The organism is Methylosinus sp. shoA (assembly GCF_059718125.1).
This window is the reverse complement of record NZ_AP046091.1, coordinates 4,102,247-4,123,998: the sequence shown is the minus strand read 5'-3', so window position 1 is coordinate 4,123,998 and position 21,752 is coordinate 4,102,247. Positions and strand designations below refer to the sequence as shown.

Annotated in this window: 8 protein-coding genes; 6 read left to right on the top strand and 2 right to left on the bottom strand. The window is 64.2% G+C overall.

The annotated features are described in order from the left end of the window. Positions 1-21: 21 nt before the first annotated feature. Both AC6IW9_RS19255 and AC6IW9_RS19250 read right to left on the bottom strand, forming a co-directional pair. Positions 22-9,420, bottom strand: a complete 9,399-nt coding sequence (locus AC6IW9_RS19255) for a hypothetical protein (RefSeq protein WP_497766279.1) — start codon at positions 9,418-9,420, stop codon at positions 22-24. A 421-nt stretch (positions 9,421-9,841) separates the two neighbouring features. Continuing rightward, complete coding sequence (locus AC6IW9_RS19250) at positions 9,842-11,902, bottom strand: M3 family metallopeptidase (protein WP_497766277.1); 2,061 nt, start codon at positions 11,900-11,902, stop codon at positions 9,842-9,844. A 332-nt stretch (positions 11,903-12,234) separates the two neighbouring features. On the opposite strand from AC6IW9_RS19250, the gene AC6IW9_RS19245 reads away from it, so the two are divergent. From AC6IW9_RS19245 to AC6IW9_RS19220, 6 genes are all read left to right on the top strand, one after another. Continuing rightward, complete coding sequence (locus AC6IW9_RS19245) at positions 12,235-16,521, top strand: RHS repeat-associated core domain-containing protein (RefSeq protein WP_497766275.1); 4,287 nt, start codon at positions 12,235-12,237, stop codon at positions 16,519-16,521. A gap of 1 nt (position 16,522) precedes the next feature. Next, positions 16,523-16,813, top strand: coding sequence for a DUF6881 domain-containing protein (locus tag AC6IW9_RS19240; protein WP_497766272.1), 291 nt, complete (start codon positions 16,523-16,525; stop codon positions 16,811-16,813). Between the two features lie 167 nt (positions 16,814-16,980). Continuing rightward, positions 16,981-18,654, top strand: a complete 1,674-nt coding sequence (locus AC6IW9_RS19235) for an RHS repeat-associated core domain-containing protein (RefSeq protein WP_497766270.1) — start codon at positions 16,981-16,983, stop codon at positions 18,652-18,654. Beyond that, the gene (locus tag AC6IW9_RS19230; protein WP_497766267.1) at positions 18,651-18,959 is read left to right on the top strand and encodes a MafI2 family immunity protein; all 309 of its coding nucleotides are present in this window, start codon (positions 18,651-18,653) and stop codon (positions 18,957-18,959) included. Before AC6IW9_RS19235 ends, AC6IW9_RS19230 begins: the two co-directional genes overlap by 4 nt. Next, on the top strand, positions 18,911-21,016 hold the full coding sequence (locus AC6IW9_RS19225; RefSeq protein WP_497766265.1) for an RHS repeat-associated core domain-containing protein: 2,106 nt from the start codon (positions 18,911-18,913) through the stop codon (positions 21,014-21,016). Before AC6IW9_RS19230 ends, AC6IW9_RS19225 begins: the two co-directional genes overlap by 49 nt. Then, a complete protein-coding gene (locus tag AC6IW9_RS19220) occupies positions 20,985-21,467 on the top strand; it encodes a hypothetical protein (protein ID WP_497766263.1) in 483 nt (160 codons plus the stop codon). Before AC6IW9_RS19225 ends, AC6IW9_RS19220 begins: the two co-directional genes overlap by 32 nt. The last annotated feature ends 285 nt before the right edge of the window (positions 21,468-21,752 follow it).

The following is a 21,752-nucleotide window of genomic DNA, read 5'->3' as shown; positions in this document are numbered from 1 at the left end:
CGGCTCGCCGCTCTTCCGTCATCAGCCGAGGAGAGTGACGAGCGCCACAACTTGCGCCACGGACATTGCCTGAATCTGGGCTGTCGTGAATGCGGAGCCCTGGGTGGTGGTCAGCGCTTCGATGTCGGCCGTCGTCAGGCCGGCGATCGCCGTGGTGGTGAGCGCGGAGAGGCTGCCGGTCGACAGCGACGAGAAGTTCGTCGTCGTCAGCCCGGCGATCTGTGCGCTCGTCAGAGCGGCCGCCTGCGTCGAGGTGAGCGCGCCGAACTCGGTGGTCGTCAGCGAATTGATGGAGCTCGAAGCGATCGCGGCGATCTGCGCGGCCGAGAGAGCCGCGATCTGAGTGGACGTTAGATCGCCCACGGCGGTGGCGTCGAGGCCGGCGATCTGGGTGGTGGACAGAGCGGTGGCGTCGATGGCGTCGAGGAAGGCGGCGCCGATGGCGTTGAGCTGTGTGGTTGTGAGGCCCTTGACCTGTGTCGCGGTGAGCTGGCCGATCTGGGTGGTGGAGAGATCGGCGAGGGCTGTTGTGGTGAGCTTGCCGATCTGCGTGGCGGTGAGGCCGGCGAGCTGGGTGGTGGAGAGGCTCTGGACGTCTGTGGATGTCAGGGCGTCGAAGCCGGCGGTGGAGAGGGCTCCGAGCTGGGCGGCGGAGAGGGCGGCGACCTGCGTCGTGGTGAGATTGCCGACGGCGGTGGCGTCGAGGCCGGCGACCTGCGTGGTGGACAGAGCGGCGGCGTCGATGGCGTCGAGGAAGGCGGCGCCGATGGCGTTGAGCTGTGTGGTTGTGAGGCCCTTGACCTGTGTCGCGGTGAGCTGGCCGATCTGGGTGGTGGAGAGATCGGCGAGGGCTGTTGTGGTGAGCTTGCCGATCTGCGTGGCGGTGAGGCCGGCGAGCTGGGTGGTGGAGAGGCTCTGGACGTCTGTGGATGTCAGGGCGTCGAAGCCGGCGGTGGAGAGGGCTCCGAGCTGGGCGGCGGAGAGGGCGGCGATCTGCGTCGTGGTGAGATTGCCGACGGCGGTCGCATTGAGGCCGGCGACCTGGCTCGTGGAGAGGCTCGCGGCGTCGATGGCGCCGAACAGAGCCACATCGAGCGCGTTGAGCTGAGCGGTGGTGAGGCCGCGTATCTGTGTCGCGGTGAGCTGGCCGATCTGGGTGGTGGAGAGATCGGCGAGGGCTGTTGTGGTGAGCTTGCCGATCTGCGTGGCGGTGAGGCCAGCGAGCTGGGTGGTGGAGAGGCTCTGGACGTCTGTGGATGTCAGGGCGTCGAAGCCGGCGGTGGAGAGGGCTCCGAGCTGGGCGGCGGAGAGGGCGGCGACCTGCGTCGTGGTGAGATTGCCGACGGCAGTGGCGTCGAGTCCGGCGATCTGCGTGGTGGACAGAGCGGCGGCGTCGATGGCGTCGAGGAAGGCGGCGCCGATGGCGTTGAGCTGTGTGGTTGTGAGGCCCTTGACCTGTGTCGCGGTGAGCTGGCCGATCTGGGTGGTGGAGAGATCGGCGAGGGCTGCGGTTGTGAGCTTGCCGATCTGCGTGGCGGTGAGGCCGGCGAGCTGAGTGGTGGAGAGGCTCTGGACGTCTGTGGATGTCAGGGCGTCGAAGCCGGCGGTGGAGAGGGCTCCGAGCTGGGCGGCGGAGAGGGCGGCGATCTGCGTCGTGGTGAGATTGCCGACGGCGGTCGCATTGAGGCCGGCGACCTGGCTCGTGGAGAGGCTCGCGGCGTCGATGGCGCCGAACAGAGCCACATCGAGCGCGTTGAGCTGAGCGGTGGTGAGGCCGCGTATCTGTGTCGCGGTGAGCTGGCCGATCTGGGTGGTGGAGAGATCGGCGAGGGCTGTTGTGGTGAGCTTGCCGATCTGCGTGGCGGTGAGGCCGGCGAGCTGGGTGGTGGAGAGGCTCTGGACGTCTGTGGATGTCAGGGCGTCGAAGCCGGCGGTGGAGAGGGCTCCGAGCTGGGCGGCGGAGAGGGCGGCGATCTGCGTCGTGGTGAGATTGCCGACGGCGGTGGCGTCGAGGCCGGCGACCTGCGTGGTGGACAGAGCGGCGGCGTCGATGGCGTCGAGGAAGGCGGCGCCGATGGCGTTGAGCTGTGTGGTTGTGAGGCCCTTGACCTGTGTCGCGGTGAGCTGGCCGATCTGGGTGGTGGAGAGATCGGCGAGGGCTGTTGTGGTGAGCTTGCCGATCTGCGTGGCGGTGAGGCCAGCGAGCTGGGTGGTGGAGAGGCTCTGGACGTCTGTGGATGTCAGGGCGTCGAAGCCGGCGGTGGAGAGGGCTCCGAGCTGGGCGGCGGAGAGGGCGGCGACCTGCGTCGTGGTGAGATTGCCGACGGCAGTGGCGTCGAGTCCGGCGATCTGCGTGGTGGACAGAGCGGCGGCGTCGATGGCGTCGAGGAAGGCGGCGCCGATGGCGTTGAGCTGTGTGGTTGTGAGGCCCTTGACCTGTGTCGCGGTGAGCTGGCCGATCTGGGTGGTGGAGAGATCGGCGAGGGCTGCGGTTGTGAGCTTGCCGATCTGCGTGGCGGTGAGGCCGGCGAGCTGAGTGGTGGAGAGGCTCTGGACGTCTGTGGATGTCAGGGCGTCGAAGCCGGCGGTGGAGAGGGCTCCGAGCTGGGCGGCGGAGAGGGCGGCGATCTGCGTCGTGGTGAGATTGCCGACGGCGGTCGCATTGAGGCCGGCGACCTGGCTCGTGGAGAGGCTCGCGGCGTCGATGGCGCCGAACAGAGCCACATCGAGCGCGTTGAGCTGAGCGGTGGTGAGGCCGCGTATCTGTGTCGCGGTGAGCTGGCCGATCTGGGTGGTGGAGAGATCGGCGAGGGCTGTTGTGGTGAGCTTGCCGATCTGCGTGGCGGTGAGGCCGGCGAGCTGAGTGGTGGAGAGGCTCTGGACGTCTGTGGATGTCAGGGCGTCGAAGCCGGCGGTGGAGAGGGCTCCGAGCTGGGCGGCGGAGAGGGCGGCGACCTGCGTCGTGGTGAGATTGCCGACGGCGGTGGCGTCGAGGCCGGCGATCTGCGTGGTGGACAGAGCGGCGGCGTCGATGGCGTCGAGGAAGGCGGCGCCGATGGCGTTGAGCTGTGTGGTTGTGAGGCCCTTGACCTGTGTCGCGGTGAGCTGGCCGATCTGGGTGGTGGAGAGATCGGCGAGGGCTGTGGTTGTGAGCTTGCCGATCTGCGTGGCGGTGAGGCCGGCGAGCTGGGTGGTGGAGAGGCTCTGGACGTCTGTGGATGTCAGGGCGTCGAAGCCGGCGGTGGAGAGGGCTCCGAGCTGGGCGGCGGAGAGGGCGGCGATCTGCGTCGTGGTGAGATTGCCGACGGCGGTGGCGTCGAGGCCGGCGACCTGCGTGGTGGACAGAGCGGCGGCGTCGATGGCGTCGAGGAAGGCGGCGCCGATGGCGTTGAGCTGTGTGGTTGTGAGGCCCTTGACCTGTGTCGCGGTGAGCTGGCCGATCTGGGTGGTGGAGAGATCGGCGAGGGCTGTTGTGGTGAGCTTGCCGATCTGCGTGGCGGTGAGGCCGGCGAGCTGGGTGGTGGAGAGGCTCTGGACGTCTGTGGATGTCAGGGCGTCGAAGCCGGCGGTGGAGAGGGCTCCGAGCTGGGCGGCGGAGAGGGCGGCGATCTGCGTCGTGGTGAGATTGCCGACGGCGGTGGCGTCGAGGCCGGCGACCTGCGTGGTGGACAGAGCGGCGGCGTCGATGGCGTCGAGGAAGGCGGCGCCGATGGCGTTGAGCTGTGTGGTTGTGAGGCCCTTGACCTGTGTCGCGGTGAGCTGGCCGATCTGGGTGGTGGAGAGATCGGCGAGGGCTGTTGTGGTGAGCTTGCCGATCTGCGTGGCGGTGAGGCCGGCGAGCTGGGTGGTGGAGAGGCTCTGGACGTCTGTGGATGTCAGGGCGTCGAAGCCGGCGGTGGAGAGGGCTCCGAGCTGGGCGGCGGAGAGGGCGGCGATCTGCGTCGTGGTGAGATTGCCGACGGCGGTCGCATTGAGGCCGGCGACCTGGCTCGTGGAGAGGCTCGCGGCGTCGATGGCGCCGAACAGAGCCACATCGAGCGCGTTGAGCTGAGCGGTGGTGAGGCCGCGTATCTGTGTCGCGGTGAGCTGGCCGATCTGGGTGGTGGAGAGATCGGCGAGGGCTGTTGTGGTGAGCTTGCCGATCTGCGTGGCGGTGAGGCCGGCGAGCTGGGTGGTGGAGAGGCTCTGGACGTCTGTGGATGTCAGGGCGTCGAAGCCGGCGGTGGAGAGGGCTCCGAGCTGGGCGGCGGAGAGGGCGGCGATCTGCGTCGTGGTGAGATTGCCGACGGCGGTCGCATTGAGGCCGGCGACCTGGCTCGTGGAGAGGCTCGCGGCGTCGATGGCGCCGAACAGAGCCACATCGAGCGCGTTGAGCTGAGCGGTGGTGAGGCCGCGTATCTGTGTCGCGGTGAGCTGGCCGATCTGGGTGGTGGAGAGATCGGCGAGGGCTGTTGTGGTGAGCTTGCCGATCTGCGTGGCGGTGAGGCCGGCGAGCTGGGTGGTGGAGAGGCTCTGGACGTCTGTGGATGTCAGGGCGTCGAAGCCGGCGGTGGAGAGGGCTCCGAGCTGGGCGGCGGAGAGGGCGGCGATCTGCGTCGTGGTGAGATTGCCGACGGCGGTCGCATTGAGGCCGGCGACCTGGCTCGTGGAGAGGCTCGCGGCGTCGATGGCGCCGAACAGAGCCACATCGAGCGCGTTGAGCTGAGCGGTGGTGAGGCCGCGTATCTGTGTCGCGGTGAGCTGGCCGATCTGGGTGGTGGAGAGATCGGCGAGGGCTGTTGTGGTGAGCTTGCCGATCTGCGTGGCGGTGAGGCCAGCGAGCTGGGTGGTGGAGAGGCTCTGGACGTCTGTGGATGTCAGGGCGTCGAAGCCGGCGGTGGAGAGGGCTCCGAGCTGGGCGGCGGAGAGGGCGGCGACCTGCGTCGTGGTGAGATTGCCGACGGCAGTGGCGTCGAGTCCGGCGATCTGCGTGGTGGACAGAGCGGCGGCGTCGATGGCGTCGAGGAAGGCGGCGCCGATGGCGTTGAGCTGTGTGGTTGTGAGGCCCTTGACCTGTGTCGCGGTGAGCTGGCCGATCTGGGTGGTGGAGAGATCGGCGAGGGCTGTTGTGGTGAGCTTGCCGATCTGCGTGGCGGTGAGGCCGGCGAGCTGAGTGGTGGAGAGGCTCTGGACGTCTGTGGATGTCAGGGCGTCGAAGCCGGCGGTGGAGAGGGCTCCGAGCTGGGCGGCGGAGAGGGCGGCGATCTGCGTCGTGGTGAGATTGCCGACGGCGGTCGCATTGAGGCCGGCGACCTGGCTCGTGGAGAGGCTCGCGGCGTCGATGGCGCCGAACAGAGCCACATCGAGCGCGTTGAGCTGAGCGGTGGTGAGGCCGCGTATCTGTGTCGCGGTGAGCTGGCCGATCTGGGTGGTGGAGAGATCGGCGAGGGCTGTTGTGGTGAGCTTGCCGATCTGCGTGGCGGTGAGGCCGGCGAGCTGAGTGGTGGAGAGGCTCTGGACGTCTGTGGATGTCAGGGCGTCGAAGCCGGCGGTGGAGAGGGCTCCGAGCTGGGCGGCGGAGAGGGCGGCGACCTGCGTCGTGGTGAGATTGCCGACGGCGGTGGCGTCGAGGCCGGCGATCTGCGTGGTGGACAGAGCGGCGGCGTCGATGGCGTCGAGGAAGGCGGCGCCGATGGCGTTGAGCTGTGTGGTTGTGAGGCCCTTGACCTGTGTCGCGGTGAGCTGGCCGATCTGGGTGGTGGAGAGATCGGCGAGGGCTGTGGTTGTGAGCTTGCCGATCTGCGTGGCGGTGAGGCCGGCGAGCTGGGTGGTGGAGAGGCTCTGGACGTCTGTGGATGTCAGGGCGTCGAAGCCGGCGGTGGAGAGGGCTCCGAGCTGGGCGGCGGAGAGGGCGGCGATCTGCGTCGTGGTGAGATTGCCGACGGCGGTCGCATTGAGGCCGGCGACCTGGCTCGTGGAGAGGCTCGCGGCGTCGATGGCGCCGAACAGAGCCACATCGAGCGCGTTGAGCTGAGCGGTGGTGAGGCCGCGTATCTGTGTCGCGGTGAGCTGGCCGATCTGGGTGGTGGAGAGATCGGCGAGGGCTGTTGTGGTGAGCTTGCCGATCTGCGTGGCGGTGAGGCCGGCGAGCTGGGTGGTGGAGAGGCTCTGGACGTCTGTGGATGTCAGGGCGTCGAAGCCGGCGGTGGAGAGGGCTCCGAGCTGGGCGGCGGAGAGGGCGGCGATCTGCGTCGTGGTGAGATTGCCGACGGCGGTGGCGTCGAGGCCGGCGACCTGCGTGGTGGACAGAGCGGTGGCGTCGATGGCGTCGAGGAAGGCGGCGCCGATGGCGTTGAGCTGTGTGGTTGTGAGGCCCTTGACCTGTGTCGCGGTGAGCTGGCCGATCTGGGTGGTGGAGAGATCGGCGAGGGCTGTTGTGGTGAGCTTGCCGATCTGCGTGGCGGTGAGGCCGGCGAGCTGGGTGGTGGAGAGGCTCTGGACGTCTGTGGATGTCAGGGCGTCGAAGCCGGCGGTGGAGAGGGCTCCGAGCTGGGCGGCGGAGAGGGCGGCGACCTGCGTCGTGGTGAGATTGCCGACGGCGGTGGCGTCGAGGCCGGCGACCTGCGTGGTGGACAGAGCGGCGGCGTCGATGGCGTCGAGGAAGGCGGCGCCGATGGCGTTGAGCTGTGTGGTTGTGAGGCCCTTGACCTGTGTCGCGGTGAGCTGGCCGATCTGGGTGGTGGAGAGATCGGCGAGGGCTGTTGTGGTGAGCTTGCCGATCTGCGTGGCGGTGAGGCCGGCGAGCTGAGTGGTGGAGAGGCTCTGGACGTCTGTGGATGTCAGGGCGTCGAAGCCGGCGGTGGAGAGGGCTCCGAGCTGGGCGGCGGAGAGGGCGGCGATCTGCGTCGTGGTGAGATTGCCGACGGCGGTCGCATTGAGGCCGGCGACCTGGCTCGTGGAGAGGCTCGCGGCGTCGATGGCGCCGAACAGAGCCACATCGAGCGCGTTGAGCTGAGCGGTGGTGAGGCCGCGTATCTGTGTCGCGGTGAGCTGGCCGATCTGGGTGGTGGAGAGATCGGCGAGGGCTGTTGTGGTGAGCTTGCCGATCTGCGTGGCGGTGAGGCCGGCGAGCTGAGTGGTGGAGAGGCTCTGGACGTCTGTGGATGTCAGGGCGTCGAAGCCGGCGGTGGAGAGGGCTCCGAGCTGGGCGGCGGAGAGGGCGGCGATCTGCGTCGTGGTGAGATTGCCGACGGCGGTGGCGTCGAGGCCGGCGACCTGCGTGGTGGACAGAGCGGCGGCGTCGATGGCGTCGAGGAAGGCGGCGCCGATGGCGTTGAGCTGTGTGGTTGTGAGGCCCTTGACCTGTGTCGCGGTGAGCTGGCCGATCTGGGTGGTGGAGAGATCGGCGAGGGCTGTTGTGGTGAGCTTGCCGATCTGCGTGGCGGTGAGGCCGGCGAGCTGGGTGGTGGAGAGGCTCTGGACGTCTGTGGATGTCAGGGCGTCGAAGCCGGCGGTGGAGAGGGCTCCGAGCTGGGCGGCGGAGAGGGCGGCGATCTGCGTCGTGGTGAGATTGCCGACGGCGGTCGCATTGAGGCCGGCGACCTGGCTCGTGGAGAGGCTCGCGGCGTCGATGGCGCCGAACAGAGCCACATCGAGCGCGTTGAGCTGAGCGGTGGTGAGGCCGCGTATCTGTGTCGCGGTGAGCTGGCCGATCTGGGTGGTGGAGAGATCGGCGAGGGCTGTTGTGGTGAGCTTGCCGATCTGCGTGGCGGTGAGGCCGGCGAGCTGGGTGGTGGAGAGGCTCTGGACGTCTGTGGATGTCAGGGCGTCGAAGCCGGCGGTGGAGAGGGCTCCGAGCTGGGCGGCGGAGAGGGCGGCGATCTGCGTCGTGGTGAGATTGCCGACGGCGGTCGCATTGAGGCCGGCGACCTGGCTCGTGGAGAGGCTCGCGGCGTCGATGGCGCCGAACAGAGCCACATCGAGCGCGTTGAGCTGAGCGGTGGTGAGGCCGCGTATCTGTGTCGCGGTGAGCTGGCCGATCTGGGTGGTGGAGAGATCGGCGAGGGCTGTTGTGGTGAGCTTGCCGATCTGCGTGGCGGTGAGGCCAGCGAGCTGGGTGGTGGAGAGGCTCTGGACGTCTGTGGATGTCAGGGCGTCGAAGCCGGCGGTGGAGAGGGCTCCGAGCTGGGCGGCGGAGAGGGCGGCGACCTGCGTCGTGGTGAGATTGCCGACGGCAGTGGCGTCGAGTCCGGCGATCTGCGTGGTGGACAGAGCGGCGGCGTCGATGGCGTCGAGGAAGGCGGCGCCGATGGCGTTGAGCTGTGTGGTTGTGAGGCCCTTGACCTGTGTCGCGGTGAGCTGGCCGATCTGGGTGGTGGAGAGATCGGCGAGGGCTGCGGTTGTGAGCTTGCCGATCTGCGTGGCGGTGAGGCCGGCGAGCTGAGTGGTGGAGAGGCTCTGGACGTCTGTGGATGTCAGGGCGTCGAAGCCGGCGGTGGAGAGGGCTCCGAGCTGGGCGGCGGAGAGGGCGGCGACCTGCGTCGTGGTGAGATTGCCGACGGCCGTCGCATTGAGCCCGGCGAGCTGTGTGGTGGACAGCGCGGTGATGTCTATGGCGTCGAACAGAGCGACATCGAGAGCGTTGAGCTGGGTGGTTGTGAGGCCTTTGACCTGTGTCGCGGTGAGCTGGCCGATCTGGGTGGTGGAGAAATCGGCGAGGGCGGTTGTGGTGAGCTTGCCGATCTGCGTGGCGGTGAGGCCGGCGAGCTGAGTGGTGGTGAGGTTCTGGACCTCGGTGGTGGTGAGCGCCTCATAGGCGGACGAGGTGAGCGCTCCGAGCTGGGCGGAGGAAAGGGCGGCGACCTGGGTCGTGCTGAGATTGGTCACCGCAGCGCTGGTGAGGCTCCCGATCTGCGAGGTCGACAGGCTCGAGACGGTGAGGGCGATGAGAACGCCGGTGCTCAACGCATTGAGCTGAGCGCTCGTGAGACCGCCCAATTGCGTCTGCGTGAGCGAGCCGATCTGCGTCGTCGACAGATTGCTGATCGCGGTCGTCGTCAATCCGCCGACCTGCTTGGAGGTGAGGGCGGCGAGCTGCGTGGTCGACCAGCCCTGCAGCTCGGTCGAGCTCAACGCGCCGATCTGCGAGGCCGACAGCGCTGCGATCTGCGTCGTCGTCAGCGCGCCGGTCTCCGTCTCGGTGAGATTTTCGACCTGCGAGAGTGAGAGGCCGGAGATGGCGTTGGCCGTCAGCGCTGCGATCTGAGTCGTGGCGAAATACTGAAATTCGGTCGTGTTGAGCGCATTGAGCTGTGTCGCTTTCAGCGCCGCGGCCTGGGTCGTGGTCAGCGCGGCGATGTCGGTCGTCGTCAGATTTGCGATGACGGTGGTGGTGAGCCCGGCAACCTGAGTGGCGGTGAGGGACGAGATAATCGAGGTCATCGGGCGCTCCGTTGGCGAAAAGCGTGTACGGATGAAAGCGAGTTACGAGGCGGCTGCTGCGCCGAACCGGACGGCGTTTCGCCGTTCGGTCCGTCTTCATCGGGCGAAGGCGCGCCGCCGACGGCCGCGCGCGGGCTCGTCGCTCGGCGCGTGGCTGTGGTGCGTCGTTTCGTCGATCGTGAGGAAAACACCGTCGCGTCAGACCGGCTCTCCGACAAAGGGAGTCCTGCGGGCTCGAAGCCTCCGCGGTCCCGTCGGGGCCGGCTGCGGACAGATCATCTGTCCCTTGGGCGCGAATGCGACGCCGCCGGATTCCGGGGGCTTCGCACCGCTACTAGTCGCATGAACGTCTTAACGAACGCCTAACCTCCGAGAAACGTTCGTCGGCGCGTCGATGCGGCCGGCGGGGTCGGCGCCTCTCTCAGCCGAAGCCGCGCTGGCGCAGCAGCGGCTCGACGCTCGGCATGCGTCCGCGGAAGGCGAGATAGGCGTTCGCCGGATCCTGCCGTCCGCCGGCGGCGTAGACATGCTCGCGCAGGCTGACGGCGACGTCCGGCGCGAAAATGTCGCCCGCTTCGACGAAGGCCTCGAAGGCGTCGGCGTCGAGCGTCTCGGCCCAGAGATAGGAGTAATAGCCGGCCGAATAGCCGTCCCCCGCGAAGACATGGGTGAAATGCGGCGTGCGGTGCCGCATCACGATTTCCTCGGGCATGGAGATGCGCGCGAGGCTCTCGCGCTCGAATGCGTCGGCGTCGAAATCTTCGCCGGCGCCGCGCTCGTGCAGATCGAGATCGACATAGGCCGAGGCGCAGAATTCGACGCTGGCGAAGCCCTGGTTGAAATAGCGCGAGCGGGCGATGCGCTCGAGCATCTCTTCCGGCATCGGCTCGCCGCTCGTCGCGTGGCGGGCGAAATTGCGCAGGATCTCGGGCTCGAGCAGCCAATGCTCGTAGAGCTGCGAGGGCAATTCGACAAAATCGCGCGCGACGCTCGTTCCGGCGATCGACGGATAGGTCACGTCGGACAACATGCCGTGCAGCGCATGGCCGAACTCATGGAACAGAGTGCGCGCGTCGTCGAGGCCGAGCAGCGTCGGCTCTCCCTCCGGCGCCTTGGCGAAATTCATCACATTGACGACGATCGGCCGCACATCGTCGTCGAGCCTCTCCTGGCCGCGGAACTCGGACATCCAGGCGCCGCCGCGTTTGGAGGCCCTCGCGAAATAATCGCCGAGGAACAGCGCGACATGGGCGCCGCTCGCATCGCGCACGTCGAAAGCGCGCACGCTCGGATGATAGAGCTCGAGCCCATGGACTTCGACGAAGCGCAGGCCGAACAGGCGCTCCGCCACGTGGAAGGCGGCCGCGATCATCGCATCGAGGGAGAAATAGGGACGCAGCGCCGCCTGATCGAGCGCGTAGCGCTCCTCGCGCAGGCGCTCGGCGTAGAAACGCCAGTCCCAGGCGGCGAGATCGATATCATGGCCCGCGCGCCGGGCGAGCGCCTGCAGCTCGCCGCGCTCGGCCTTCGCGGCCGCGAGCGCCGGCTCCCAGACGCGGTCCAGCAGCGCGCGCACGGCGCCGGGCGTCTTCGCCATCGTGTCGTCGAGCTTGTAGGCGGCGAAATTGTCGAAGCCGAGCAGTTTCGCGCGTTCCTCGCGCAGCCGCAAAATCTCGGCGATGACGGCGCGATTATCGGTCGCCCCGCCCGATTCGCCGCGGCCGACCCACGCCCGGAAAGCGGCTTCGCGCAGATCGCGGCGCGACGAGCTCTGCAGGAAGGTCTCGACGGAGGAGCGCGCGAGCGTCACCCCATATTTGCCCGGCGCGCCGCGCTCGCGCGCGGCCTCGGCCGCAGCGGCGCGGAAATCCTCGGACAGGCCGTCGAGATCGGCCTCTTCGAGCAGCAGCACATAGGCGGCTTCGTCGGCGAGCACATTCTGCGCAAATCGGGTGGCGAGATTGGCGAGGCGCTCGGAGACCGCCGTCATGCGCGCGCGCGCCGCCTCGTCGAGCCGCGCGCCGGCGCGCAGGAAGCGCGTATGGGCGAGCTCCAGCACGCGTTCCTGCTCGGCGTCGAGGCCGAGCGCGGCGCGCTTCGCATGGAGCGCGTCGACGCGCGCGAATAGCGCGTCGACGCGCGCGAATAGCGCGGCGTTCAGCAGGATTTCGGTCTCGTGACGGGCGAGCGCGCCGGACATCTCACGCTCGACGGCCTGCAGCTCGGGCGTCGAATCGGTCGCTGCGAGATTCCAGAAGACGGCGCCGACGTCGCGCAGGCGGCGGCCGGAGCGCTCGAGCGCGGCGATCGTATTGTCGAAATCGGGCTCGGCGGGATCGGTCGCGATGCGCTCGATCTCGGCGCGGCTCTCCGCCATCGCCGTCTCGAAGGCGGGGCGGAAATGTGCGCTGTCGATCGCCCCGAACGAAGGCAGGCCGAAAGGCGCGACAGAGGCGTCGAGCAGCGGGTTGGCGGTCGTCATGTGGCTTTCTCGATATCGGCCGCGCAGCATAACGGGGAAACAACCGGCGCGCCAGCAAAGCGCAGGAGGTTCCTCACCACCCATCGGCGCGGCTTCCTTCGCAGAACAAGAGGCAGCGCGAGGGATTATCGCTGCTGATCGCCGACGGTTTTGTAGGTGCGCAGCGTCGAATCCCGCCGCCGCCCTCTGGGCCGCATGGAAAACAATGGGTGGTGAGGCGGCTTGACAACAACCAGCGGATGATTTCCTATAGCTGGAGCTCGACTATGCGGGCGGCGTTCTGTCGGCGCATTCGATACGAAGATTTTTGGCGGCATATTTGGAGGCCGAATATGGGAAGGCATGTTTCACGATTCAGGCTCCTCGTCACGATAGTGTTCGGCCTCGTGATTTCAGGGTTCGGCGTCTCCGGCTCGCGGAACACCGGCGGCTTTCGATGGCCGGTCGCGCTGACGGTTTCCGCGCAGGCGCAAGAAGACCTCGGCTGCATCGAGACAACATTCCACGGTGACCCTAATGTTGCGGAATTCCCGCGCCCATGCGGGCCGAACCTCGGAGCGAGTCACCACGGCACAGCCGGGTATGGAAGCTATTGGGGCGGGAGTGGAATTTATACCGCCGGCGTCTCCACGGGTTGGGGCGGCGGAGGCGCAGGTGCGGGCGGCTCGGGCGGACAGTCCGGCGGCGGCCAATCGCAGAATCAGGGCGGGTCGGGCGGCACCTATGTCGGCGATCCTATCAATTACGCCATCGGCAACGCCTATAACAGCGAAACAGACTACACCACGGCCGGAAGCTTCCCGCTCGTGCTCGCGCGCTACTACAACAGCCAGGACCAAGGCCCGCACCTTCTCGGGACCTGGCGGGTGTCCTACAGCCGCTCCATCACTGTTTCTGGGGACATCGCGATCGTCACGCGAGACGACGGGCAGATGCTGAAATTCACTCTGGCGTCGTGGTGGACCGGCTCCTGGACGCCGCCGGCCTATTCCAGCTACCGACTGTCCGGGGGCGTGTCCGGCGGCAACTTCACGCTGATCACCGATCAGGATGAAACAGAAATTTATAACAGCTCCGGCAAGCTTCTGTCCTTCGCCAATCGCGCGGGCCTCACGCTGACGTTGAGCTATGAAGGGCTGGGCCGCCTCATGACGGTCAGAGATTCCTTCGGCCGCACGCTGACGTTTTTTTATGACACGATCTATCCCCAGATCACCCGGGCGCAGGCGCCCGATGGCGGCATCTACACTTATGAATATGATTGGTACTCTCACTTGACCTCGGTGACCTATCCCGATGGATCGAAGCGCAAGTTTCTCTACGAGAACGCTCTGCATTCCGGAGCGCTCACGGGAATCCTCGACGAGAACAACTCTCGCTATTCGAGCTATTCCTATGACTGGTATACGGGGCGCGCGACCTCCACGCAGCTCGGCGGCGGCGCGAACCGATTCACTGTGAGCTATCCCTTTTTTCCCTGGGATCCCGTGTCGGTCACCACTCCGCTCGGCGCCACGAAAAAATTCACGCTCACTTCCGTCGACGGCTTGGCGAAGCAGGTCGGGGAATGGCGAGGCTGCTCCGGCTGCTCTCCCAATGGCGACGCCGGGCAGAGCGACTCCGATGTCTACGACAGCCACGGCAATGTGACGAGCCATACGGATTTCAAAGGCAATCGCACCGCCTCTGTCTATGACGAGGCGCGCAATCTGCCGACGTCGCAGACATTGGCCGCCGGAACCTCGCTCGCGCGCACGATCACGACGAGCTGGCATCCGAATTTCCGTTTGCCGACACAGATCGTCGACGGCGCCCGCACCTCCACCTTCACTTATGACGCCAAGGGCAATCTGCTCACCTCGAAGGTCGCCTCCGGCTCGTCGACGAGCACGAGCGTCTATACCTATAACACCAAAGGGCAGGTGCTGACCGCGAAGGACCCGGTCGGCAATGTGACGAGCTATGCTTATGACGCGATGGGCAACCTCACGAGCGTGACCAATCCGCTCGGACATGTCACCTCCTTCTCGAACTACGACGTCAACGGCCGTCCGCGAACGATCACGGACCCGAATGGGGTCGCCACGACGCTCGCCTATAATTTCCGCGGCCAGGTCACCTCGCGGGTAACCGTGGGGCAGACGACGACCTACACCTATGACAAGGCCGGCCAGCTCACCAAGATTCAGGAGCCATCGGGCGCCGTGCTGAACTATGCCTATGACGCCGCGCATCGGCTCACCAGCATCAGCGATCGCTTCGGCAATCGCGTCGTCTACACGCTGGACGCGGCGGGGGGCCGGATCAAGGAGGAGGCGTTCGATCCGAGCGGCGTGCTGGCGCGCACGCACAGGCGCGCCTATGACGGCTTCGAGCGGCTCTCTCAGGACATCGGCGCGGCGAGCCAGACCTCGACCTTCTCCTATGACGCCAACGACAATGTCGTCAGCGCCAAGGACCCGAACAATAATACGACCACTTTCGCCTATGACGCGCTGGATCGCCTGAAGCAGAAGGCGGAGCCGCAGGACGCCGCCCTCACCCGCTACGCCTATGACGCCCTCGGCCGCCTCGCCAGCGTGACCGATCCGCGCGGGCTCGTGACGAGCTACACGAATAATTGGCTCGACTTGCCGGAGAGGATCACGAGCCCCGACACGCGCGTGACCACCAAGACCTATGACGCCGCCGGCAATGTGCTGACCTCGACCGACGCGCTCGGCCAGACGACGACCTACGCCTATGACAAGCTGAACAGGCTCAGGAAGGCGACCTATGCCGACGGCTCCATCGCGACCTATGTCTATGACCAGGGAGCTTATGGGATCGGCCGTCTCGGCTCCGTCACCGATTCGACCGGCGTGACCAGCTTCGCCTATGACGGTTTCGGCCATGTGGTGCAGAAGACGCAGACCGCCGGCGCCGTCACGCTCACGACGAAATGGTTCTATCACGCGACGAACGGGCGCCTTATCGGCCACACCTATCCGTCCGGATTCAAGCTCCTCTATTCCCACGACGGCGCCGGGCGCGTCAGCGCGATCACCCTCCAGCGGCCGGACGGGGCGCAGTCGGTGCTGATCGGCGCGATCTCCTACGCGCCCTTCGGGCCGGTCAAGTCCTGGAGCCCGAATGTCTCCGGCGGCGGCTCCTATGTCCTCAGCTTCGATGCCGACGGCCGCATCACGAAAATCAGCTCCTCGACCAACAATAATCTGAACTACGCCTATGACCCCGGCGGGCGGATCAAGTCGATCTCGGAGAGCAATCTCGCGGTCAAATCCTTCTCCTATGACCGCAACGACCGCCTGACGAACTATGTGCGCGGCTCGACCTTCATTCCCTATGGTTATGACGCGACGGGCAATCGCACCTCGATCGGCGGCGCCGTCTATACGATCGTGCCGAGCAGCAATCGTATGAGCGAGGTGACCTACAGCTCGGGCTCGACCCAATCCTTCGTCTGGGATCAGGTCGGCGGGCTGAAGAACCAGGCCGGCGACTTCTCCTTGACCTATGACAAGCGCAATCGCCTCGTGCAGGCGAAGGTCGGCGCGCTGACGACGAACTATGGCGTCAACGATCTCGGCCAGCGCGTGACGAAGAACGGGGCGAGCGGGCAGGTCGAATATGTCTACGACCTCTCCGGCCATATCATCGGGACCTATGGCGCGAGCGGGGCGGCGGTGGAGGAGATCGTCTGGTTCGGCGACCTGCCGGTGACGACGCTGCAGGGCGGTGTGGCCTATTACATCATGCCGGATCATCTCGGCGCGCCGCACGAGATCGTGAATGCGGCGAACCAGCGGGTGTGGTTCTGGGACCACGACCCCTACGGCAATGGCGCGCCGACGGCGGCGGCGGGTTTTTCGCACGACCTGCGCTTCCCGGGCCAAGTCTACGACGCCGAGACGCGGTTGCACAACAACGGTTTCCGCGACTATTCGCCGACCCTCGGCCGCTATGTCCAGAGCGACCCGATCGGCCTCGCGGGTGGGATCAACACATACGCCTATGCCGGGAACAATCCGGTCAGCGCGATCGATCCGCTCGGGCTCGATCCGGAGAGGTCAGACGGTCCTGCAGCTTTGTCGGCGATCAGCGCCGCGGCCGAAGTTCGCTCAGCTACCGCAATTACAGACGTAGTCTCGGCTGTTTCTCGATTTGCGACTGGAACTGGCTCCGCCGCAATTGCCGGCGCGGGGGCTTTCGTTGTCGGCATCCTCTACCCGTCATCAACATCTGCAACAGATACATGTGATGCCGGAGCGTGCGACCCCAACAGAGAGCTGATCCTGTTCCATTATACGAATGAGGCAGGGATGAACGGAATTCTGGCTACTGGTCGCATCAACCCTTCCTTGAAGGCTGCGAATGCGGCCGATGCGCGTTATGGCGACGGTCAATATTTTAGCGACATCCTGCCTGGAACTCGCTCCAATGCGCAGCTCTCCCGCATATTCGTCAATCTTCCATTCCACGGGGCGAAATTCTCGAACTATGTCGCTGTTAATGTCCGGGGCCTAAATGCTCAACTCGGCAGGCCGCATGTTTATGTAGTCCCTAACACAGTTCCCCTAGATATATCCGGACGGATTCGGGGATTTGGAGCAAACTGACATGCAATACATGAAATGCGACTGGCTTATCGATGACCCTGCCGAACCCGTTACTATTTATAGCGAACTCGACGAGCATCGATGGGAAATCAGAAAGGTTCATGTGTTCGCAGATGGACGCCGTGAGCGTGCCGGACCGGGCGAAGAGACGGAGCAAACTGCTCTAGGTCTCGAACCAGTGCCAAGTCTTGAGTTCATCGCCTCAGATAAGCAATTCATCCCGTCTGAAATAACGCAGGATGAGTTTGAGCGTATTTGGAGATCGGCAGCTCGAAATGCGGATTTTCAATGATACACAGGAGTGAAATCAAGGGAGGCCAGACAAATTGACACTTCAGTCAGAAGACGAGCTACGAACCTGACGCGCTCGACCGACTGACGAAGGCGACCTATGCCGACGGCTCCAAAGCGACCTATGCCTATGATCAGGGAGCTTACGGAATCGGTCGTCTCGCCTCTGTGATCGATTCGACCGGAACGACCAGCTTCGCCTATGATGGTTTCGGTCATGTGGTGCAGAAGACGCAGACCGCAGGCGCCGTCACGCTCACGACGAAATGGTTCTATCACGCGACGAACGGGCGCCTCATCGGCCACACCTATCCGTCCGGTTTCAAGCTCCTCTATTCCCTCGACGGCGCCGGGCGCGTCGGCGCGATCACCCTCCAGCGGCCGGACGGGGCGCAGTCGGCGCTGATCGGCGCGATCTCCTACGCGCCCTTCGGGCCGGTCAAGTCCTGGAGCCCGAATGTCTCCGGCGGCGGCTCCTATGTCCTCAGCTTCGATGCCGACGGCCGCATCACGAAAATCAGTTCCTCGACCAACAATAATCTGAACTACGCCTATGACAACGGCGGGCGGATCAAGTCGATCGCGGAGAGCAATCTCGCGGTCAAATCCTTCTCCTATGACGTCGACGACCGCCTGACGAACTATGTGCGCGGCTCGACCTCGATCCCCTACGGATATGACGCGACGGGCAATCGCACCTCGATCGGCGGCGCCGTCTATACGATCGTGCCGAGCAGCAATCGTATGAGCGAGGTGACTTACAGCTCGGGCTCGACCCAATCCTTCGTCTGGGATCAGGTCGGCGGGCTGCGGAACCAGGCCGGCGACTTCTCTTTGACCTATGACAAGCGCAATCGCCTCGTGCAGGCGAAGGTCGGCGCGCTGACGACGAGCTACGGCGTCAACGATCTCGGCCAGCGCGTGACGAAGAGCGGGGCGAGCGGACAGGTCGCATATCTCTACGACCTCTCCGGCCATCTGCTTGGGACCTATGGCGCGAGCGGGGCGGCGGTGGAGGAGATCGTCTGGTTCGGCGACCTGCCGGTGACGACGCTTCAGGGCGGCGTGGCCTATTACATCATGCCGGATCATCTCGGCGCGCCGCATGAGATCGTCAATTCGGCGAACCAGCGGGTGTGGTTCTGGGACCACGACCCGTTCGGCAATGGAACGCCGACGGCGGCGGCGGGTTTTTCGCACGACCTGCGCTTCCCGGGGCAGATCTACGATTCCGAGACGCGGCTGCACAACAACGGCTTCCGCGATTATTCCCCGACGCTCGGCCGCTATGTCCAGAGCGACCCCATCGGGCTCGCGGGCGGGATCAACACCTACGCCTATGCCGGAAACAATCCCGTCAGCGCGATCGATCCGCTCGGGCTCGACCCGGAGAGCGGTCTCGAAGACGGGTTGCCCGAAGTAGTCGAGGCAGGAGCGGCCGATTCTTTCGTTAAGCTCCTCGGCAGGCTATTCAGCAGAGAGGCGAAGGATATCGTCAAGCACGAGGCAAAGGATGTTATTAAAGATCTCCCTAGAATTTCTTCTCAAATTAGTCAGAAACAAATGCGACATATAGCCGGACGTAATGAATACCGTGGGGGCGGATTTTTAAATAGCATTGAGGATGCGCAAGCAGTGCTGGATGCCTATCACTCAGGAAAGGCCGCGATTCTAGGAAAAACCTTGCGGACAGGTTCTCCTGTCGTACGCGTGGAAGGAATCACTGGTACTAACGTGAATATCGGGGCAGGCTTTGCCAACCAACCCACGAACGTCTTTATTATCAAAGGTACCGAGAATCCGAGCATCGTCCCTACAAACCCAAATTGGAGGCCACGATGAGTCATGCCCCTGATCTAGTTGAATGGAATCGCCAAACTGTAGCGCTTGTTCAGGCGTTGTCGGGAGTGATTTCACCGAATTTTCGAATGGTATCATTAAGTTACAATAAAGAATGTTGGAATATAAGAATCGTTCTTGACAAATATGATGATGAAGACCGCGCAGAAATAGACGATATACTTGTTGAATTTGAAGCATTGCAGGACAGGATGATTAACTGCAGCATCGAGGTAGAGCTTAATTCTAGCGTGTTGGCTTGGCCAACGCCTCCAGAAAGAGTGGTTTTTCGTCGGCGAGAGAAGTAAATATTTACAGGAAAAGCTGGGAACGGAAGCACAGCAGCTGCCGTGAGGCAGGAATTGGCAACGGCCGCCTCGCCAGCGTCACCGACCCGCGCGGGCTGCCGACGCGCTATACGAATAATCTGCTCGACCTGCCGGAGCAGATCGCGAGCCCGGACACGCGCGTCACCGCCAAGACCTATGACGCCTCCGGCAATGTGCTGACCTCGACCGACGCGCTCGGCCAGACGACGACCTACCTCTATGACCAGCTGGGCCGGCTGGTGAAGGCGACCTATGCCGACGGCTCCAAAGCGACCTATGCCTATGATCAGGGAGCTTACGGAATCGGCCGTCTCACTTCGGTGACCGATTCGACCGGCGTGACCAGCTTCGTCTATGACGGCTTCGGCCATGTGGTGCAGAAGACGCAGACCGCGGGCGCCGTCACGCTCACGACGAAATGGTTCTATCACGCGACGAACGGCCGTCTCATCGGCCACACCTATCCGTCCGGTTTCAAGCTCCTCTATTCCCACGACAGCGCCGGGCGCGTCAGCGCGATCACCCTCCAGCGGCCGGACGGCGCACAGTCGGCGCTGATCGGCGCGATCTCCTACGCTCCCTTCGGGCCGGTCAAGTCCTGGAGCCCGAATGTCTCCGGCGGCGGCTCCTATGTCCTCAGCTTCAATGCCGACGGCCGCATCACGAAAATCAGCTCCTCGACCAACAATAATCTGAACTACGCCTATGACAACGGCGGGCGGATCAAGTCGATCGCGGAGAGCAATCTCGCGGTCAAGAGCTTCTCCTATGACGTCGACGACCGCCTGACGAACTATGTGCGCGGCTCGACCTCGATCCCCTACGGATATGACGCGACGGGCAATCGCACCTCGATCGGCGGCGCCGTCTATACGATCGTGCCGAGCAGCAATCGTATGAGCGAGGTGACTTACAGCTCGGGCTCGACCCAATCCTTCGTCTGGGATCAGGTCGGCGGGCTGCGGAACCAGGCCGGCGACTTCTCTTTGACCTATGACAAGCGCAATCGCCTCGTGCAGGCGAAGGTCGGCGCGCTGACGACGAGCTACGGCGTCAACGATCTCGGCCAGCGCGTGACGAAGAGCGGGGCGAGCGGACAGGTCGCATATCTCTACGACCTCTCCGGCCATCTGCTTGGGACCTATGGCGCGAGCGGGGCGGCGGTGGAGGAGATCGTCTGGTTCGGCGACCTGCCGGTGACGACGCTTCAGGGCGGCGTGGCCTATTACATCATGCCGGATCATCTCGGCGCGCCGCATGAGATCGTCAATTCGGCGAACCAGCGGGTGTGGTTCTGGGACCACGACCCGTTCGGCAATGGAACGCCGACGGCGGCGGCGGGTTTTTCGCACGACCTGCGCTTCCCGGGGCAGATCTACGATTCCGAGACGCGGCTGCACAACAACGGCTTCCGCGATTATTCCCCGACGCTCGGCCGCTATGTCCAGAGCGACCCCATCGGGCTCGCGGGCGGGATCAACACCTACGCCTATGCCGGGAACAATCCCCTCAGCGCGATCGATCCGTTCGGACTCGATCCGGAGAACAAGGAAAAGAAACAAAACGATCCTTGCCCCCGCGCATCTGGAAGCGCAAAAGCGCCAGCAAATCGTTCTCCTGCATCAGGAGGGATAACAAACTGGGACCGTAGCAGCCCTCCCCCTGATTCTGTAGTTGTTGAGGCCCCTGATGGAACAAAGTTTTATGCTCCTGAAGCGGCTGATTTTCAGGCCGCTTACGCGGCAGGGCAAAGGGCGGCTGCCACTTGGGGGCCTTTCACGCTCAACGCAGACTTCGGTCACTGGGGAACATTTGATTTTCAAAGGAACGGCAACACGTTTATCCCTGCATACACGAATGCTTCAAACTATGCGGTCGGTATAGGTCTGAACGGCTACGGCCTGAGCCGGCAAGGCGCCATAGATTACGCCAACTCATTCGCGTCCTTATTTTCGCGCAACGCTGGCAATCCAGCTCAGGCAGCGTGGTGGGGACGCGGATGGGATGCTGCCGCTAGCGGCGCTTGCCGTAGGTAGCCATAACCTAACTTTGGTGTGTATCATGAAGAAAAGCAGGATCGTTCTTACCATCGCTTCCTTGATGCTAGTCGTTGGAGGAGTTGGTTCCGTTTACTACACGCTCGTTCGTCCCATGGTATACTGTGAAAGCCACGTCGATCAGATAGTTGCCGGACCATCCAACTACGATGTAAAGGTTGTTGAGACGGGGTGTGACGGCATTGCCGGATCGGACACAATGTCTGTGATGCTTATTTCAAAATTAGACAAAAAAGAAATAGTTATATTTGAATATGGGAGAAAGAACGCTGACCCCGCTATTGGCCGAGAAGATGTCAGTCCTACCATAAAATGGGATAATGAGGACATTCGAATCTCCATCGATATGATTTTATATATTAAGAAGCAGCTTAAAGAGGTTGATGGTATCAAAATTAATTATGAAATTGGTGATGTTATTTACAAATAAATGAATTTATTGGCGGTGCCTGTGGAACACATGCGCCATTGTGCTCGGGGTCTTATATGCTTCCGAAGGCTGGCTTTATTCCTGGTGTAGGCGTTTGATGCAGGCCCATTGAATTTTTCCTTGAGGCGCGAACCCGGTGCAGATGGATGTCAGTAAGTAACCAGAAGTTCGATTTTTACAGAGAGGTTCGTCAGGGCCTGACATCGTGTGGGTATAAGCCACACAAGGAAGGTATATTCACGAAGGGTGGCGAAGGAGAGCCTGCAGATTGGTTGTCTGTTGCCG

Excerpts from the sequence above, each read along its gene's own strand:
- AC6IW9_RS19255 (WP_497766279.1), bottom strand. The coding sequence starts at position 9,420 with ATGACCTCGATTATCTCGTCCCTCACCGCCACTCAGGTTGCCGGGCTC.
- AC6IW9_RS19250 (WP_497766277.1), bottom strand. The coding sequence starts at position 11,902 with ATGACGACCGCCAACCCGCTGCTCGACGCCTCTGTCGCGCCTTTCGGC.
- AC6IW9_RS19245 (WP_497766275.1), top strand. The coding sequence starts at position 12,235 with ATGGGAAGGCATGTTTCACGATTCAGGCTCCTCGTCACGATAGTGTTC.
- AC6IW9_RS19240 (WP_497766272.1), top strand. The coding sequence starts at position 16,523 with ATGCAATACATGAAATGCGACTGGCTTATCGATGACCCTGCCGAACCC.
- AC6IW9_RS19230 (WP_497766267.1), top strand. The coding sequence starts at position 18,651 with ATGAGTCATGCCCCTGATCTAGTTGAATGGAATCGCCAAACTGTAGCG.
- AC6IW9_RS19220 (WP_497766263.1), top strand. The coding sequence starts at position 20,985 with ATGCTGCCGCTAGCGGCGCTTGCCGTAGGTAGCCATAACCTAACTTTG.